Genomic DNA, 16662 nt, shown 5'->3' with positions numbered 1-16662 from the left:
CTGCTATAAAGCCCACATGACCCCTCGGCTCCCGGCATCGCAATCCCTCCCCACCCTGGAAGACGTGGCGCGCGTGGCGGGGGTCTCGCGCGCCACCGTCTCCAGGGTGATCAACGGCATCCGCAACGTCGATCCCGCGATCCAGGAGAAGGTGCGCCACGCCATCAGCGCGATCGGATACGTGCCCAACTCGGCGGCGCGGTCTCTGGTGACGAGGAGGACCGGCGCGATCGGGCTGGTCGTCTCCGGTGCCGGGGACGGCGACGACGACCAGCGCTTCACCGTCTTCACCGACCCGTTCTTCGGACGCGTGGTGGCCGGCGTCGTGAGCTTCCTGAGCACGCGCGGCGTGCATCCCACTCTGATGTTCGCCGAGACCGACCAGAGTCGCGACCAGATCGTCACCTACCTCCGGCAGGGCAACGCCGACGGGGCCGCGCTGGTGTCCACCCACGCCGAGGACCCCCTTCCCGCGCTCCTCGTCGAGGCGCGGGTGCCGACGGTACTGTTCGCCAAACCGGCCCGGCCCATCCCCATCAGCTACGTCGACGTCGACCACCGGGCCGGGGCGAAGCTCGCCGCCGACCATCTGTGGGCACTGGGGCGGCGGCGGATCGCCACGATCTCCGGCCCGCTCGACGTGCCCGCGAGCCAGGAGCGGCTGGCCGGCTTCCGCGACGCCATGGCGGCGCACGGCCACTCCTACATCCCCTGCGCCGAGGGCGGGTTCACCTACGGCAGCGGGGAGGCCGCCATGGAACGGCTCCTGGCCGAACATCCCGACCTCGACGGCCTGTTCGTGGGCAACGACCTCATGGCCCAGGGGGCCCTTCCCGCGCTGCGGCAGCACGGCCGCCGGGTTCCCGAGGACGTCGCGGTCGTGGGTTTCGACGACAGCAGCGTGGCCACCGCCTGCCGTCCGCCGCTCACCACGGTCCGCCACCCGGTGGAGGACATGGCCGCCGAGATGGCCCGCCTGCTCCTGGCCCGCATCGAGGAGCCGGGCCTTCCGCCGACCTCGGTGATCTTCGATCCGGCTCTCGTCGTCCGCCGGTCCGCCTGACCTCCGCCGCGGCCCTACGGGGTGTGTCCCGTCAACGCCTTCGCCTGGGGGTACGACCGGCCGGTGATGCGGGCGATGTGGGCGTCGCGTTCCTCCTCGGTCCTGGGGCGTCCGGCGATCCCGGGCCGTTGTTGCCACGGTTCCGGGCCCTGCGCCCGGCGGAACTCGATCCCCATGGCTTCCAGGCGCAGCAGGTGGGTTTCCATGCGCTCGCGGAAACCGGGCAGGTCACGCAGGCGGGCCGGAGTCCACAGGACTTCCGCGATCGCCGCCAGGCGGGGAAAGGCGAAATAGTCGACCACACGTCCGGAGTCCATGTACTCCGTCCAGATGTTGGCCTGGCCCCCGATCACATGGCAGGCCTCCTCGGGAGAAAGCTCCGCGGGCACGGGCTCGAAGGCGTAGACGCGGTCGAGGTCCAGGACGACGGACTGCGGTATCGGCTCGATGTCCAGGTCGGACTGCCGGTAGTCGAGATAGGCGTGGTTGTCGGGGCAGCTGATCACATCGTGTCCCCGGCGGGCCGCGACGACGGCGCCGGACATGCCGCGCCAGGACAGGAGCGTCGTCCCGGCCGGCAGGTCGCCTTCGAGCAGGTCGTCCCAGCCGAGCATGCGGCGGCCGTGCCCGGCCAGGTGGCGGCCGATGCGCCCCAGGAACCATCCCGGCAGCCGGTCCACGCTGTCGAGCCCGAGTTCGGCGGCTCTGGCCCACGAGGCGGGATCGTCGCGCAGGCGGGTCTTCGGGGCCTCGTCGCCGCCCACGCAGACGTACGGCGACGGGAACAGATCGATCACCTCGTCCAGCACGTCGCAGAAGAACCTGACGGTGCGCTCCTCGGCGTTGAGCACGTGATCGTCGATGCCCCAGCGGGTCCACACCGGAAGTCGCTCCGCCCCGGCGCCCAGTTCGGGGTAGGCGGCCAGGGCGGCGCGGACATGACCGGGCATCTCGATCTCCGGCACGACGGTGATGAAACGTCCGGCGGCGTAGGCGACGATCTCCCGGATGTCGTCATGGGTGTAGTAGCCGCCGTGCGGCCGGCCGTCGGTGCCCGCGTCGGGCCCGGAACCTAGCTGTGTCTCCGTACGCCACCCTCCCACCGCGGTCAGACGGGGGTAGCGGCCGATCTCCAGACGCCAGCCCTGGTCGTCGGTGAGGTGCAGGTGGAGCCGGTTGAGCCGGTGCGCCGCCATCTGGTCGATGAACCTGAGCACGCCGTGCACCGGCATGAAGTGCCGTGCGACGTCGAGCAGGACGCCGCGCCACGGAAACCGCGGCGCGTCGGTGACGCTGGTCGCGCCGATGACCCAGTCCGTGCCGGGGGTGGTGGGTGAGCGGCGGTGTACGGCGGGCGGCATCAGTTGCAGCAGCGTCTGGCAGCCGTAGAACACGCCTGCGGGGTCGCCGCCCTCGATGCGCACGTGGTCGGGGGTGACCCGCAGCCGGTAGGACTCGGGGGCGAGATCGGGCTCGAGTTCCAGCCGGATCGAGCCGGACGCCGACTCGCGCAGGGGCAGCCCGGTCCCCGCGCGCAGGGTGCCCTGTAACCACGCCAGGACTCCGTGCAGGGCGTCCGGCGCCGTCAGGCCGGTTTCCGTGGTGAGGGTGAAGGCGCCGCGGGCCGGGACCGCGGCGGCGGGCAAGGGGACGAGGCTCATGCGGCTTTCCTCACAGGTCGCGGAAGGGCTTGACGGCGGCGCGCGGACGACGCCGACGGTCGTATGGCGTGGACGGGTTGCGGCCCGGACAGGCCGCGCACCATCACGGCCTGTCCGGGTGCTCCCTCGTAGCGGTTCAGTAGAGCCGGGTGATCTTCCACCTGTTGAGGTTGAAGCCGCCCGTCACCGCGTAGACGCCGAACTGGTGTGTCCCGGCGGGCAGGTCGACTTCACGGGAGATCGTCCGGTAGCTCGACCAGCTCCCGGTGTTCGGCACGTCGATGTTTCCGAGCGGGGTGGCGCCCTCGTTGAGGTCCAGCGAGATCACCCCGCCGTTGTTCGGCGACGCGACGCGGTACTCCACCAGGTAGCGCCCGGCCGACGGGATGGTGACCCCGCCGAAGGCGATCCAGTCGGTGCTGTCGAAGGAGCCGACGTGCTGCCCGCCGCCCGTGTCGGGCGTGGGCTCGGTGATGACGCCCTTCATCGCGCTGTAGTTCTCGGCCTCGAAGGTGCGGGTGTGGCAGCCACCGGGCGCCAGCTCGCAGATGTCGGCCCGGTTGGTCGACACCTTGAGGTCGTCGTACCAGATCCAGGAGTCGTTGGCGGGCGCGAAGTCGGTGGTCGCCCCGCCGAAGAAGGAGGAGAAGTAGGCCCTGTCGATCAGGTCGCCGTTGCGCACGAAGCGCAGCCCGGTGACGGTGGCGGCCGAGACGCCGTTGTAGAAGATCTCGATTTCGCCGTCGGGGTTGGCGTTGCCGTTGGTGACGGTGTTGACCTTGAGCCTCTGGACGACGTTGAACCACTCCCCGCGCGGATAGAGGATGTCGACGCCGTTGCGCTTGAGCACGGCGTAGTCGCCGTACTGCCCGGCGTGACCCATGTGGTAGTAGTAGATCGCCGCCTGGCCGTTGTTGCGCCGCCAGATCATGCGCGAGCTGAAGCCGTTGTAGCCGTCGCAGACCTGGCCTCCCGAGCACGCGGCGCCGCCCGCCAGACCGAGTCCCAGCTTCCCGGCGAACTCCGTGCTGCCCCAGCTGAAGTCGCTGCTGTAGCGCGCCCAGTAGGACAGGTAGTACTCGCGGGCCGGGGTCAGCGCGAGCGGCGCCTGGGCGCCGGAGTCGGCCGGTCCGATCTTGCCCTTGGGGTAGAAGACGCGCAGCGACTTGCCGCCCGAGTGGTTGAAGTTGTAGCCGTCGATCCAGGTACGGGTGTCCATGCCCTCCTGCCAGGGCGCGCTCCAGCCGTCGGCCGCCCACTGGCTCAGGGTGTAGGCGGTGCCCCGTTCGGGCCGTTCGAAGGTGTTGACGCGGGGTGCGGCCAGGGCGGTGCCGGGGACGAGGGCGAAGAGGGAGACGAGTGCGGTGAGGACCTTTCCTCTCATGGCTGGCTCCTGTTCAGAGATCGAGGACGAGCGTGCGTCCCCAGGGGTGACGCTCGGCTTCGATGAAGCCGAGCGCGGCATAGAAGGCCAGGGCCCGGACGTTGGTCTCGGCGACGCCGAGGTGCAGGCCGGGCACCTGCCGTTCCCGCAACGACGCGATCAGGGCCGACATGAGGCGGTGGCCCCAGCCCGTGCCCCGCAGCCGCGCGGCGAGCTTGATGTGCGCCTGGGCCGGGTGGCTGGTGAACCAGGGCCGAGGCGCGTCCGGGTAGTCGTGGATCACATCGACGTAGCGGTGGTCGAGGGTGCCGTCGCCGGGATCGGGACGGCGGGGGTACTGCTCGCGCAGCACCGGCCACCAGTGCTCGCGGGCCCACCCGAGGAACTTCTCGGTGCACGCGGTGGCGACGACGTAGCCGCCGATCCCCTGCTCGTCGGCGACGACGGAGGCCAGGCCGGGATCGGCGACCGCGTACGGCCCCGCGTAGAGGTGACCGGGCAGGTCGGGGGCGTGGAAGCGGGGCGCCTCCGCCCGGCCCGCCCCGTCGACGAGCAGGCACACCCGGTAGATTCCGGCCAGGTCGGCAGGATGGTAGGGCCGCAGGAGCGCCGCCATCGCGAGCTCCTAGGAGACCGTGACGGCGACGGTGACCCTGTCGCCGGATCGGACGTATTTCACGGACTGTCCATTCAAGGTGACATCTCGTACACCTGGTGCGTGGACCGAGATCTCATACCGCCCGGTCGCTCCGCGCGGCACGGTCAGCCGCAGCTCGGACCCGGCGTAGGCCACCGACGCCCGCTCGATCGGCTGCGAGACCCTGACCCAGTCGACGCCGTCCACGGAGACCGCGGCGCGGCGCATCAGGTCCACGCTGACCGGTGCGCCGTTCGCGGCCCGCCTGAGCAGCGCGTAGCCGGAGTCGAAGAGCACGTCGTCGCGGAGGCCGGCGGTCAGGTCGACCCGCACGTGCCCGTCGGCGATTCGCCGGGCCTCGCTCACGGCCGGCCGGTCCGCCAGCGAGCGGGTCTCGATCAGCGTGGTGAACCGCGTCCGCGCCGTCCCCTCCCGTCTGGCCAGCAGGAACGGGATGGGCTTGCCGGTGGTGGCCTCGCCCGGCCCGCTGGTGTGCAGGACCCCGGTCGAGGTCGGCTCCAGCGACCGCAGCGAGAGCACCGCCGTGTCGGAGGTCCACTGCGCCTGCCACCGCCCGTCCGCCGCCGTGCCCTCGGCGACCCGCTTGAGCCGGTGGTAGCCGAAGTCGGTGTCGGCCGGGTCGAGCACGCAGTCGCCGCAGGGCGGCGGCGTCATGGCGGGCCCGCTCACCTCCAGCGTCCCCTGCCCGTGCCACGACTGGTCGTAGCGGTGCGCGGTGCTCCCCGAGGCGTCGAACACGTCGAGTGTGTAGCGGTCGGTCATCAGGTCCGCGCGGCGGATGGCCACGTCCCCGTCCTTGGCTCCGGCGTCGGCCACCCGCAGCCCGGGGGTGGTGCCGAAGAAGTTCAGCGAGCCGCGCATGGTGCGGTCCTGGCTTCGGCCGTCCACGACGACCGTGTTGTGCGAGACGCTCTCGCGGTACCAGTTGTTGGTCAGGTCGGCGTTGTCGGAGCCGTAGACCATGCCGAGATCGGTCGACTGCAGCCCGCCGCCGGTCACGTCGACGTGCAGCTTGTCGGCGTGGCCGTGGCTGCCGCCCGGGATGCCGTGGTCCATCCGGATCGCGTCGGCCTGGAAGGGGTCCACCGCCGAGCCGTACAGCAGGGCGACGTCGTCGAAGAACCCCACGCCCCTGTCCGAGACGAGGGACACCCGCGCCGCGACCGCCTCACGCGGAACCGGGCCGTGCACCCCGGCGGCCTTCCAGGTGCCTGCGAAGGCTGTGGAGACGGGCTCGGTGGTCGTGCCGTCCTTCTTCACGAACGACAGCTCGATCCGGCCGATCCCCTGGACCCGCGCCTTCAGCTCGACGGCGCCGACGAGGCCGCCGGTGACCGGGATGTCGCTGCTCCAGCGCCCTTGCGTGGCCGTCGCCGCCGAGCCGCCGCGATAGGCGAGCGGCGAGATCGCCGTGCGGCCCTCGCGGGCCCAGGACGTGCCGCCGTCCTCGAAGCCGCCGTCCCGGGCCAGGTCGGCCGGCCACAGGTCGAGCCGCTCGAAGCCGCCGTCGATCGCCAGCCGTACGGCACGCGCCTTGACCGGTACCTGGAGCTCCTTCTCTCCCTCGGTCGCGCTGATCTTCCTGCCCTTCCGGTCGAGGAAGGTCAGCTTGACCGATCCGCGGCCCAGGGCCGACAGCCGCAGATGTGACAGGCGAGTGCCGTCCACCGGGAAGGTCTGGGTCGCCTGGCCCGTCACCGCGCCCTTCTTCCAGGTCCCGGTCAGCGCCCAGAAGGCCGGCTTGCCCGCGTCCTCCAGTGCCGCCTCCGTGAAGTCCCCGTTGGGGACGAGGTTGGCCGGCTCGCCCCCGCGCAGCACGGTCTCGCCCAGGCCGCGGAAGGTGGTGCTGCGCTGCCGTACACCTGGGCTCTTCGGGATCTCGTCGGCGCCGTACCGCAGCGCCCACCGGTCGCCTCGCGGCTGGCCGAGATTGTGGTAGGCCAGCCCGAGCCCGGCGGCGAAGTCGGGGTCGTCGTAGGTGGCATAGGCCCATTCGGCGAACATCGTGAAGTTGGGGCCGAACCTCCGTCCCCAGGTGCCGCCGTCACCGGCCGCGGGGACGGTCAGGTCCGGATACAGGTACGGCAGGAGCGTGGTGTACATCGACTTGAAGCGCGGATCGTGCGGGTAGTCCTTCTCCCGCGCCGAGATGGCGACCTGGGTGAGCGCCTGGAGCGCGTACAGGTGGTAGCTGGCCGAGCCCTCCCACCACCAGCCGTCGCTCACGATCGCCTTGTCCAGCAGGAACTCGGTGTCCTTCAGCGCGGCATCGCGCAGTCCGGCGTCGTCGATCGCCGCGCCGACCCCGTGCACCGCCGCGGCCGTCCAGGCCTGGAAGTTGGAGGTCGCCATCGGGCTGGAGATCAGCAGCTCGGCCAGCGGGCGCAGCAGATTGCCCTCGATGTTCACCCGCTCGGCCTCGGTGAGGCCGTCGCGGATCAGGTCGTAGGCGTCGATCAGCCCGATGGCCGCGACCGCCTCGTCCAGCGACTGGTAGTGGATGCGCCCGTAGAGCGGGTTGAGCGGCACGGACAGGAACCGGTCGGCGTAGTAGAGCAGGATGTCACGCGCTTTGGCCGCGTACTGCTCACCGCCGGTCACCCGGTAGGCGAGCGCCAGGTCGGAAGCGCCCTGCGCGGCGTTGTTGTGCCAGATCTCCACCCATGCGCTGTCGTACGGCTCGCCGCTGTAGGTCTTGCCGTCGAGCGGGCACCGATGGCTCGTGGGGCTGTCGTAGTCGAAGGTCAGCATGGTGTTGGTGCCGGGGCATTTGAAGTTGCCGCTCCAGCCGCCGTGGAAGACCGTCTTGTCCAGCGGCCTGCCCAGCCAGGCGTCGGCCTCCGCCTTGACCGTGGTGTCGAAGGCCTTGGCCGCCCACGGCCGACCCGCGATGCGCTCGCGCAGGGTGTCCAGCTCCGCGGGCGTCGCGTAGACCCGAGGTTCGCCGCCCTTGGCGGTGGCCTCCTCCACCGTGAGCGTGGCCCGCTGTGCCGATGCCGCGTCACCACTGGGCGTGGCGGTCAGTACGGCGGAGCCCGGAACGGTCACCGTGACCAGCGTGGACTCCCCCGGCTTCAGTGGCGCGGTCACCGCCGGGCTCACCGTGCCGCGGTCCACCGCGAGCCGCAGGGTGTCGGCCACGGCGCGCCGGTTGGTGACCGTGACCAGGAACGTGGCGTCGCTGCCCGGCGCGGCCTTCTTGGCGGCGCGTTCGGGATAGAGCCAGGCCGACCCCGGCGTCACCCGCACGTCGTCCACCCACATGGTGCCCGTGGAGGTCTGCACGGTGTTGATGATCTGGACCCGCGTGGTCAGCGGCGGCACCTTGAAGGTGCCCTCCACGGCGCTCCAGTCCCTGGTGCCGGTGAGGATGCCGCCGAGCAGGCCGGAGCCGGTGTAGACGGTGGTCCCCGCGCTGTCGACGTAGCTGAAGTTGAGCGAGACGCGGGCCGCGCCGGGGAAGTCGGTGTAGTCGGCCAGGGTGATCGCGTCGAGCTTCACCTTGGCGGAGATGTGCACGATGGGGGTGGTCGTCTGGTTGAGCGGGACGGTGACGTACCCGCCGATCTTCTTGGTCGGCGAGCCGTCGATCCGCATCGACCGGCCGCCCTCCGCGGCCACCGTGGTGTCGATCGCGTAGGTGGAGCTCTGCCACGGCGTGCACCAGGCGGGTGCCGGGCAGGCTTCGGTGGAGGGCGTGGTCGTCTCGAACCCGGGGTTCGGCACCAGGTTGGGCCCGTCGGCGGCGACGGTGGCGGCGGTGGCGGGCATCGCCTGAAGCGGTGTCGAGGCCACGATCAGCGCCGCCAGTAAGGCGGTGATCTTCTTCATGCCGCCTCCAGCCACGCGTCGCGGTGCCGGGCGACGAACTCGTCGTCCACCAGCTCGGGGTAGGCGGCGATGACGCGGTCGAGCTCCTCGGCCTGGCCGGGCGACAGGCCCTCGGCCGGGTCGAGCAGCCGTACCTCGGCCAGCAGGCCCTGGCGGCGCAGCACCTCGTGCACTCCGGCGATGCAGCCCGCGAACCCGTGCGCCACGTCGAAGACCGCGCCGTTGGCGTCGGTGAGCCGCGCGGCGAGCGTGAGCAGCCCGGCGTCCACCTGTCCGCTCCTGACCGCCTCGTGGGCGCGGTGCAGCAGCTCCACGGCCCGGTGGGTCCACACCGCCGTCTGGCCGAGCAGTCCGCCGACGATGCGCTTGACGACCGGCTTGCCTTCCACCTCCACCGAGAACTCGGTGAGCAGGTCGACCAGGATGTTGTCGTCGTTACCGGTGTACAGGGCGATCTCCTCGGCCCGGCCGGACTCACAGACCGCCCGGACCACGTCGATCGTGCGGTAGCGGTCGAACGGCGCGATCTTCACCGCACGTAGCGCCGGGAGCTGGGCCGCCCGGCGCCAGAAGTCCACGCCGAGGACGCGACCGCCCACGGCCGGCTGCAGGTAGAACCCGCAGAGCGGCAGCACCTCACCGATCTCGGCCAGGTGGGCGACGAGCTCGCGATCGGGCAGGTGGTCCAGGCCGCGCAGGATGACCATGGCCAGGTCGTAGCCCAGGGAGGCGGCCAGCTCGGCCTCGCGGACGGCCTCCGCCGTACCGCCTGCCACGCCCGCGACCAGCACCGGGGCCGGGCCGCTCGCCCGGGTGCCGGCCGTGGCGGCTTCGTCCGCGGCCAGCCGCAACACCGGCTCCAGCAGACCCGCCGCACGGATGCCGAACTGGGTGGTGTGGACGCCTACGGCGAGGCCACCCGCTCCGGCGTCGAGGTAGTACCGGGTCAGCGCTCGCTGGCGGCGCTCGTCGAGCGTGCCGTCGGCGGCGATGACGAGGGGGTGCGCGGGGATGATGACGCCTTCCAGCAGGGTGCGTGCTGCGGAGGGCGCCAGGATGGCTGGCATCAGAAGCGTCCTTCTCGTTCTTGGAAGTGGGTGGCCTTGCCGTGCACCGCTCCCCCGGAGGCCACCCAGCGGGCGGTGGCGTCGAGCAGGCGCATCAGCGGGACGGTCGGGTAGCCGAACAGGTCGTGCGAGCGTGCGGCGTTGGAGAGCAGGGCCGTCGGCTCCTCGTCACCGATGAGGCGCGGCGTGACCCCGAGGCGGGCGGCCAGCTGTCCGGCCAGCCAGCGGACCGACGCGGTCTCGGGTCCGGCCATGTTGAGGATCAGCGGTGGGGTGGCGCAGTGCTCGAAGAGGCGCAGCGTCATGGCGTTGACGTCGCCCTGCCAGATGACGTTGACGCTGCCCGTCGCCAGGTCGATCGGCTCGCCCCGGTGGACGGCCTGCGCCAGTTCGAGCAGGACGCCGTAGCGCATCTCGACGGCGTAGTTGAGGCGGACGATGGCGGCCGGGGTGCCCTGGACGCGCGAGAAGTGCTCGATGATGCGTTCGCGGCCGAGGCAGGACTGCGCGTATTCACCGGCCGGGCTCGAAGGGGTGTCCTCGTCGGCTCCGCCGCCGGCCACCGGGACGAGGGGGTAGACGTTCCCGGTGGAGAAGGCGACGACGCGGGATCCCGGGAAGCGCTGCATGACGCGTCCCGGCAGGTAGGTGTTGAGCGCCCACGTGCCGTGTTCGGAGCCGTGCGTGCCGAACTTGCGTCCGGCCAGGTAGACGACGCGCTCGGCCTCGGGCAGGCGGGCCAGGTCGGCGTCGTCGAGCAGGTCGGCCCGGACGATCTCCACTCCGGCCTGCTTCATGAACGCCTCGTCCTCGCCGGAGAGGGTGCGCGCGACGGCGATCACCCGGGCGGTGGAACGGCGGGCGTCGAGGGCCCGGCGGGCCATCACCGCGAGGCCGGGGCCGATCTTGCCTCCGGCGCCCAGCAGCATCAGGTCGCCCGCGGTGCGGGCGAGGCCGTCGGCCACGGCCTCGGACGGTGTGGAGAGCGCTTCGAGCGGATCGTTCAGGTTCTCGATCATCGGATGTCCTCCGACATCAGCGAGCGGAAGGCGGACAGGGCCTCATGCAGGGGCGCGGCCTGCGGGTACCAGGCGGCCTCCCACTCCAGGCAGGTCCAGCCGCCGTAGCCGAGACGGGTCAGTTCCCCGGCGAACGCGTCGAGGGGCACGGCTCCGGCGCCCGGCAGCACGGGCGCGAGGTCGGTGGTGGAGGTGACGTCCTTCACCTGTACGTGGGCCAGCCAGGGGCGCAGCGCCTCGGCCGTGACGGCCGGGGGCTCACCCGCACGCCACGGGTTGACGACGTCCCAGAGGGCTCCGACGTGCGGGGAGCCGACCTGGGAGAGCACGTCGGCGACGGCGCGTCCGGTGAGGAAGGCGTCATGCGTTTCGAGCAGGATCCGCACCCCGGACCGTGCGGCGCTCCCGGCCTCGGCCCGCAGGGTCGTGACGGCGCGGCCCGCCACCCCGGGGTCGTCCGGGTCTCCTCCGAAGACCCGTACGAACGACGCGCCGGCCAGCCGCGCGAGCTCCAGATGCCGGGCGAGCGCGGCCCCCTCGCCCGGCATCCCGACCCGCACGTAGGAGGCGAGGCAGATGATCTCGATGCCCGCTTCCGCGAACCGGGCCCCGACCGTCCGGGCCTCGGCGTCGGTGGCCGTGGGCGGCAGGATCTCGCCGGTGGCACACCGGAGCTCGATGCCTTCGCAGCCGTGCTCGCGTGCCAGCTCGATCACCTGCTCGACCGGCGCGCCGGGGCAGCCGAGGGTGCTGAAGGCCAGGCGGCCGCTCATGCCGGGTTCCTCAGCAAGGCGGAACCGACCGTTTCTGGGCGATCGCGGACGGCCGACTCGTAGATCGTCAGGACCGCGGCCACGACGGACCGGCCGTAGTCACCCCCGACCAGCGGCGGGCGGCCAGTCGTGCAGGCATCGGCGAAGTCGGCGAGCTGCTCGGTGAAGGCCGCCTCCGGGTGGTCCCCGCCCGGCGTGATCTGCCGTTCGGCACCGCCGTCGCTGACGAAGGTGCCCTCGGTGGCCGACCAGCGCAGCGAGCCCCGTTCGCAGATCACGAGCGTCTCGTCGGTGTAGGGCAGGCCGGCGCTGGTGAACAGGAAGTTCGCCTTGACGCCGCTCGACAGGCCGATGACGCCGACCGCGTCGGTCTCGATGTCCAGGCCGCGCCGCCTCCACAGGTGGGCGTGGACCGACTCGATCTCGCCGGCGCCGAGCCACTGGATGCGGTCGAGACCATGGGTGCCGACGTTCATCACGATGCCGCCGCCGGCCGCGACCGGGTCGAAGAACCAGTCGGGACGCGAGCCACGCTCGTAATGGGCCGTTCTGCGGTGGCTGATCGCGTGGACCGGGCCGAGCTCACCGGAGGCCAGGAGCGCCGCGACCTGACGGGCATGGGCGCTGAAGCGCAGCACGTGCCCGACGGCGAGCGTCACCCCCGCGGCCTCGCAGGCTTCTATCATCGCGGTGCAGTCGGCGACCGTGGTGGCCATCGGCTTCTCCACCAGGACGTGCACACCCGCGCCGGCCGCGTCCACGGTCATCTCGGCGTGCAGGTTGTGCGGCGAGGTGATGATCACGCCGTCCAGCCGCTCGCGGGCGAGCATCTCCCGGTGCGAGGTGTAGGCGGTGGCTCCCGCCTCCTCGGCCGCGCGCCGCGCGGCGTCGGCGCGGATGTCGCAGACCGCGCCGACCGTGACCTGGGGCAGGTTCCGCGCGGCCCGCAGGTGCAGGTCGCCGACGATGCCGGTGCCGATGAGGCCGAGCCGGAACGAGGGCTCGTTGGTAAGCACAAACAACTCCTTGGCTTGGGAGAGGTCAGCCCTTGAGGCCGGAGGCCGCCGCGCCGCGCACGAAGTAGCGCTGGGCGACGATGAAGACCACGAGGATCGGGACGAGCGACATCAGGGCTCCGGCGGTCACCAGTTGGTCGTTGCCGACGAACTGACCGCGCAGGCCCATCACCCCGATGGGGAGGGTCAGCTTCTCCGGGGAGATCAGGTAGACCGTCGGTTCGAGGACCGCGCCCCAGGACGTCATGAAGGTGAAGACGGCGAGCGTCGCCAGGGACGGCTTGACCAGCGGCAGGTGGATCCGCGTGAAGATCTTCCAGAGGCCGGCGCCGTCGAGGGCGGCGGCCTCCATGAAGTCGGCGGGGATGGCCAGGAACGCCTGACGCATCAGGAAGATCCCGAAGGGGGTGGCGAGCCAGAACGGGACGATCAGCGGCAGGAAGGTGTCCAGCCAGCCGAATTCGCGGAACATGATGAACGTCGGGATGATCGTCACCACCGTCGGCAGCATGAGCGTGGCGAGCGCGGCGGTCAGCAGGGCGTCGCGCAGCGGCAGGCGCATGCGGGCCATCGCGTGCCCGACCATCGCACTGCTGATCACGGCCCCGGCCGTCGCCAGTCCCGCGATGACGAAGCTGTTGATCGCGTACGACGCGAATGGGGCCCGGGCCCACACGTCGGTGTAGTTCGACCAGACCGGCGGGTCGGGCAGCAGCGTCGGCGGGATGGCGATGAAGTCGGCGTAGGACTTGAGCGAGTTGAACAGGGACGTCACGAACGGCAGCAGCATGATCGCGGCGCCGGAGACGACGAACACGTAGGCCAGCAGGCGGCCGGGCCGCACCCGGCGCTTGAGAGCGCGGCTAGGCATAATGCACCCACTTCCGCTGCAGCCAGAGCTGGACGAGGGTGAGGACGAGGGTGATGCCGAACAGCACCCAGGCGACCGCGGCCGCATAGCCCATCTGGAAGTACTCGAAGCCCTGCCGGTACATGTACAGGACGGTCACCTCGCTGGCATCGCCCGGCCCGCCGCCCGTCATGACGTAGACCTGCTCGAAGGCCTGAAGGACCGAGATCGTCGACAGCACCAGGACCAGGAACGTCGTCCCGGACACGGCCGGCACGGTGATGTGCCGGAAGCGGCGGACGGGCCCGGCGCCGTCCATCTCGGCGGCCTCGTACAGCGACTTCGGAATGGACTGCAACCCGGCCAGGAAGAGCACCATCATGTAGCCGACGCCCTTCCAGACCGCCACCAGGGCGAGGGTCGGGATGACCAGCGCGGGGCTGTCGAGCCAGTTCTGCGGGTCGACGCCGAACCAGCCGAGGACGGTGTTGGCCGAACCGGTGCGCGGGTTGAACACCGCGTCGGCGACGTAGGCGATGACCACCCAGGACGAGACGACCGGGACGAAATAGGCGCCGCGCAGCAACGGCATGAACGTCAACCGCTGGTTGAGGCCGACGGCCAGGACCAGCGCCAGGACCGTCTGCGCCGGCACGTACAGGAGGGCGAACAGGCCCGTGTTGAGCAGGCTGTTCCAGAAGTGCTCGTCCTTCAGCAGCCTGGCGTAGTTGTCCAGGCCGATCCAGTTCGGCGGGGAGACGGTGTCGTAGTCGGTGAAGCTGAGATAACTCAGGGCCAGCACGGGCCAGGCCGTGAGCAGGACGAGGTGGGCCAGGTAGGGGGAGGCGAACAGGCTCGCCCACAACCTCTCGGCGACCTTTCCGGATCCGGTCGTGATCGTCACTTCTCGCCCCCTTCCCGTTCCTTGACGTGCCGGGTCATCCGGCCGGCTTGAACCGGTCGACGACAGCCTGGGCGTCGGTCTGCGCGGTCTTCAGCGCGTCCTCGATCCCGGTCTGCTTCGACAGCGCGCTGGTGACCTGTTTGGTGATCGCGGCGGTGTACTCGCTCCACACCGGGCTCAGGCCGATGTCATCGGCGTCCGCGAGGGCGTCGGTGAAGGGCTTGCGGTCGGTGGGAGGCGTGCCGGGGTTGAGGAACGCCGGGGTCTGCGCGACCTTCTTGTTGATCGGGATGGCCTCGCCGGTGGACATCCACGCGGCCTGCGGCCCCTCGCCGGCGAAGAACTTGATCCACTTCCAGGCGGCCGCGGCCTTGGGCTCGGACGAGGCGCGGTTGACCACCCAGGAGTTGATGTTGGCGAGGTCGCCGCGCTGCCCGTTCGGCCCCTTCGGCAGCGGTACGACCCCCATGTCGATCTTGCCCTGGGCCGCGGTCTGGATCCGGGCGTAGATGCCGAACTGCATCGCCACGATGCCGCTCGGGAACAGGATCTGGGACTTGCCCAGGGCCTCGGTCGTCACCGGATCCGGGGCGACCCTCTCCTCATGCATCGCCCTGTTCATCCAGGTGAGGGCATCGCGGCTCTGCGGGCTGTCGATCGCGATCCTCCCGTCGTCGGCGAGGACGTCACCGCCGAAGGCCTTGACCATCGGCCACCAGCTCTCCACGAAACTGGGCGAGTAGGCGCGGAAGCCGTAGATGTCGGTCTTGCCGTCGCCGTTGGTGTCCTGGGTGAGCTTCTTGGCCGCGGCGAGGAGGTCGTCGTAGGTCCAGTCCGCGGTCGGCGGCTCCACCCCGGCCTTGGCGAAGATCGCCTTGTTGTAGAACAGCGCGGTGGACTGGGCGCCCTGCGGGAAGCCGAACAGCCGTCCCCGCGGGTCGCCCTTCTTGATGATGTCGATGCCGTAGTAGTCGGCGGGGTTGATGTCGGAGGCGTACGCGGTGAGGTCGCGCAGGCTGTTGCGGCCGCTGAACTCCTGGACGAGGACGCCGTCGGACAGCCATACGTCGGGTGCCTGGCCGCCGGCGAGCTGGGTGCGCAGGCGCTTGTAGAACTGGTCGTAGTCGGCGGACTCGATCTTCACCTCGATGCCGGGGTTGGCCTTGGTGAACTGGTCGACCAGCTTGCGCATCAGGCCGTCCGCGGGGCCGCCGACTTCGGCGTAGTAGCCCAGCGTCAGGGCGACCTTGCCACCGGCCGTCTCGTCGCCGCCTCCGCCGCAGGCCGCGGTTGTGGTCAGGGTCAGGATCAGGGCCGTCCCGAGCGCGGCGATTTTGGAACGTTCTCTTTCAGGCATGGGGGTACCTGCTCTCCGTGGGGTGACGCGTCGTCTGAGGCGACGAAAAGGTCGTTCTGGGTGGCTAAGGAGTCGTGGGGGTCCCGCCGCAGGACCCTCGCACGACCAGCCGGGGCTGCAGTTCGATCCGGTGGGCCGGGGCGGCGGGGTCGTCGATGCGGCGCAGGAGCAGCTCCGCGGCCAGCGCCCCGACCTCCGGCTTCGGCGGGGCCACCGCGGTGAGCGGAGGGTCGGTCAGGTCGACGACGTCATCGTCGTAGGCGACGAGCGCCAGGTCCTCCGGCACCCGCAGGCCGAGCCTGCGCGCCTGGACGACGAGCGACGCGGCGTCGCGGTCGCCATGGCAGAACACGGCGCTCACGCGGTGGTCGCGGCAGTCCCGGGCGAAGGCGAACAGTTCCTCGGCCGGCCACTCGGTGCGCCTGACGACCGCCTCGGTGACCCGTTCGACGCCCAAGGCCCGGATCGCGCGCTCGAATCCATCGGTGACGACGTCGGCCGTCCCCGTTCTGACCCGCCCGACGAAGCCGATCCTGGAGTGGCCGAGCCCGACCAGGTGCCGGACCGCGGCGTGGACGCCGCCCACATGGTTGGTGACGACGTAGGAGGTCGGGTCGTCCGGCTCCAGCACCGTCGGACGGCGTTCGACCAGCACGTACGGGACGGGCAGTTTGCGCAGGGCCTCGATGTGCGCCTGAGGGTCGTCCATGACGTTCAGGTTCGGCACGAGGATGAGCCCCTCGACTCCGCTGTCGAGAAGCCTGCGGGTCTGGGCGTGCTCCAGGCCGGGTTGATTCTCGGAGCTGGCGAGAATGACTCCGGCGCCGGCCGCGGTCAGCGCCCGCTCGATGCCTTCGATGACCCGCGGGTAGTAGTACGAGGTCGAGGGGACGAGCACGCCGATGAGCCTGCGGCCCGTCGGCGCGGGCCGGCTCGCCACGTAGGTGCCCGAACCCTGCCGCCGCACCACGACGCCTTCGTCCACGAGGATCCCCACCGCCCGACGGACGGTGTTGACCCCGACGCCGAAGGTCGCGGCCAGCTCCCGCTCCGTCGGCAGCCGGCTGCCGACGGGCCAG

Annotated in this window: 13 protein-coding genes; 1 reads left to right on the top strand and 12 read right to left on the bottom strand. The window is 71.1% G+C overall.

From position 1 onward, the window contains the following. Positions 1 to 64 precede the first annotated feature (64 nt). On the top strand, positions 65 to 1063 hold the full coding sequence (locus tag ACWEPL_RS53885; protein ID WP_452441112.1) for a LacI family DNA-binding transcriptional regulator: 999 nt from the start codon (positions 65 to 67) through the stop codon (positions 1061 to 1063). 14 nt (positions 1064 to 1077) lie between these two features. Here the strand turns inward: ACWEPL_RS53885 and ACWEPL_RS53880 are convergent, their stop codons facing one another. The 12 genes from ACWEPL_RS53880 to ACWEPL_RS53825 all read right to left on the bottom strand — a co-directional run. Beyond that, entirely contained in the window at positions 1078 to 2724 is a 1647-nt protein-coding gene (locus tag ACWEPL_RS53880) for a beta-N-acetylhexosaminidase (protein ID WP_452441111.1), read from the bottom strand. A 136-nt stretch (positions 2725 to 2860) separates the two neighbouring features. Continuing rightward, positions 2861 to 4108 (bottom strand): carbohydrate-binding protein, encoded by a 1248-nt coding sequence (locus ACWEPL_RS53875; protein WP_452441110.1) that lies wholly within the window; start codon positions 4106 to 4108, stop codon positions 2861 to 2863. Between the two features lie 13 nt (positions 4109 to 4121). Continuing rightward, a complete protein-coding gene (locus ACWEPL_RS53870; RefSeq protein WP_452441109.1) occupies positions 4122 to 4724 on the bottom strand; it encodes a GNAT family N-acetyltransferase in 603 nt (200 codons plus the stop codon). 9 nt (positions 4725 to 4733) lie between these two features. Continuing rightward, on the bottom strand, positions 4734 to 8597 hold the full coding sequence (locus ACWEPL_RS53865; protein ID WP_452441108.1) for an alginate lyase family protein: 3864 nt from the start codon (positions 8595 to 8597) through the stop codon (positions 4734 to 4736). Next, positions 8594 to 9664: a dihydrodipicolinate synthase family protein gene (locus tag ACWEPL_RS53860; protein WP_452441107.1), complete on the bottom strand. Its 1071-nt coding sequence runs from the start codon at positions 9662 to 9664 to the stop codon at positions 8594 to 8596. Before ACWEPL_RS53860 ends, ACWEPL_RS53865 begins: the two co-directional genes overlap by 4 nt. Next, a complete protein-coding gene (locus ACWEPL_RS53855; protein WP_452441106.1) occupies positions 9664 to 10683 on the bottom strand; it encodes an NAD-dependent epimerase/dehydratase family protein in 1020 nt (339 codons plus the stop codon). Before ACWEPL_RS53855 ends, ACWEPL_RS53860 begins: the two co-directional genes overlap by 1 nt. Further along, positions 10680 to 11456: a sugar phosphate isomerase/epimerase family protein gene (locus ACWEPL_RS53850; RefSeq protein ID WP_452441105.1), complete on the bottom strand. Its 777-nt coding sequence runs from the start codon at positions 11454 to 11456 to the stop codon at positions 10680 to 10682. The genes ACWEPL_RS53855 and ACWEPL_RS53850 overlap by 4 nt, the downstream gene beginning before the upstream one ends. Next, positions 11453 to 12472 carry a Gfo/Idh/MocA family protein gene (locus ACWEPL_RS53845; RefSeq protein ID WP_452441103.1) on the bottom strand — a complete coding sequence of 340 codons (1020 nt, stop codon included), beginning with the start codon at positions 12470 to 12472 and terminating at the stop codon, positions 11453 to 11455. Before ACWEPL_RS53845 ends, ACWEPL_RS53850 begins: the two co-directional genes overlap by 4 nt. A gap of 25 nt (positions 12473 to 12497) precedes the next feature. Beyond that, the gene (locus tag ACWEPL_RS53840) at positions 12498 to 13343 is read right to left on the bottom strand and encodes a carbohydrate ABC transporter permease (protein ID WP_363975718.1); all 846 of its coding nucleotides are present in this window, start codon (positions 13341 to 13343) and stop codon (positions 12498 to 12500) included. After that, positions 13336 to 14226 (bottom strand): carbohydrate ABC transporter permease, encoded by an 891-nt coding sequence (locus tag ACWEPL_RS53835; protein ID WP_452441101.1) that lies wholly within the window; start codon positions 14224 to 14226, stop codon positions 13336 to 13338. The genes ACWEPL_RS53840 and ACWEPL_RS53835 overlap by 8 nt, the downstream gene beginning before the upstream one ends. A 34-nt stretch (positions 14227 to 14260) precedes the next feature. Further along, positions 14261 to 15583: an ABC transporter substrate-binding protein gene (locus ACWEPL_RS53830; protein ID WP_452441099.1), complete on the bottom strand. Its 1323-nt coding sequence runs from the start codon at positions 15581 to 15583 to the stop codon at positions 14261 to 14263. 64 nt (positions 15584 to 15647) lie between these two features. Continuing rightward, positions 15648 to 16662, bottom strand: a 1015-nt coding sequence (locus tag ACWEPL_RS53825) for a substrate-binding domain-containing protein (RefSeq protein ID WP_452441097.1), incomplete at its 5' end; no start/stop codon positions are given.

It is taken from the genome of Nonomuraea sp. NPDC004186, from assembly GCF_053603495.1.
This window is presented reverse-complemented; position numbering and strand designations above follow the sequence as displayed.

What these genes read in the sequence shown, in the direction of transcription:
- ACWEPL_RS53880 (WP_452441111.1), bottom strand. Translation starts at nt 2,724, where the DNA reads ATGAGCCTCGTCCCCTTGCCCGCCGCCGCGGTCCCGGCCCGCGGCGCC.
- ACWEPL_RS53875 (WP_452441110.1), bottom strand. Translation starts at nt 4,108, where the DNA reads ATGAGAGGAAAGGTCCTCACCGCACTCGTCTCCCTCTTCGCCCTCGTC.
- ACWEPL_RS53870 (WP_452441109.1), bottom strand. Translation starts at nt 4,724, where the DNA reads ATGGCGGCGCTCCTGCGGCCCTACCATCCTGCCGACCTGGCCGGAATC.
- ACWEPL_RS53865 (WP_452441108.1), bottom strand. Translation starts at nt 8,597, where the DNA reads ATGAAGAAGATCACCGCCTTACTGGCGGCGCTGATCGTGGCCTCGACA.
- ACWEPL_RS53860 (WP_452441107.1), bottom strand. Translation starts at nt 9,664, where the DNA reads ATGCCAGCCATCCTGGCGCCCTCCGCAGCACGCACCCTGCTGGAAGGC.
- ACWEPL_RS53855 (WP_452441106.1), bottom strand. Translation starts at nt 10,683, where the DNA reads ATGATCGAGAACCTGAACGATCCGCTCGAAGCGCTCTCCACACCGTCC.
- ACWEPL_RS53850 (WP_452441105.1), bottom strand. Translation starts at nt 11,456, where the DNA reads ATGAGCGGCCGCCTGGCCTTCAGCACCCTCGGCTGCCCCGGCGCGCCG.
- ACWEPL_RS53840 (WP_363975718.1), bottom strand. Translation starts at nt 13,343, where the DNA reads ATGCCTAGCCGCGCTCTCAAGCGCCGGGTGCGGCCCGGCCGCCTGCTG.
- ACWEPL_RS53830 (WP_452441099.1), bottom strand. Translation starts at nt 15,583, where the DNA reads ATGCCTGAAAGAGAACGTTCCAAAATCGCCGCGCTCGGGACGGCCCTG.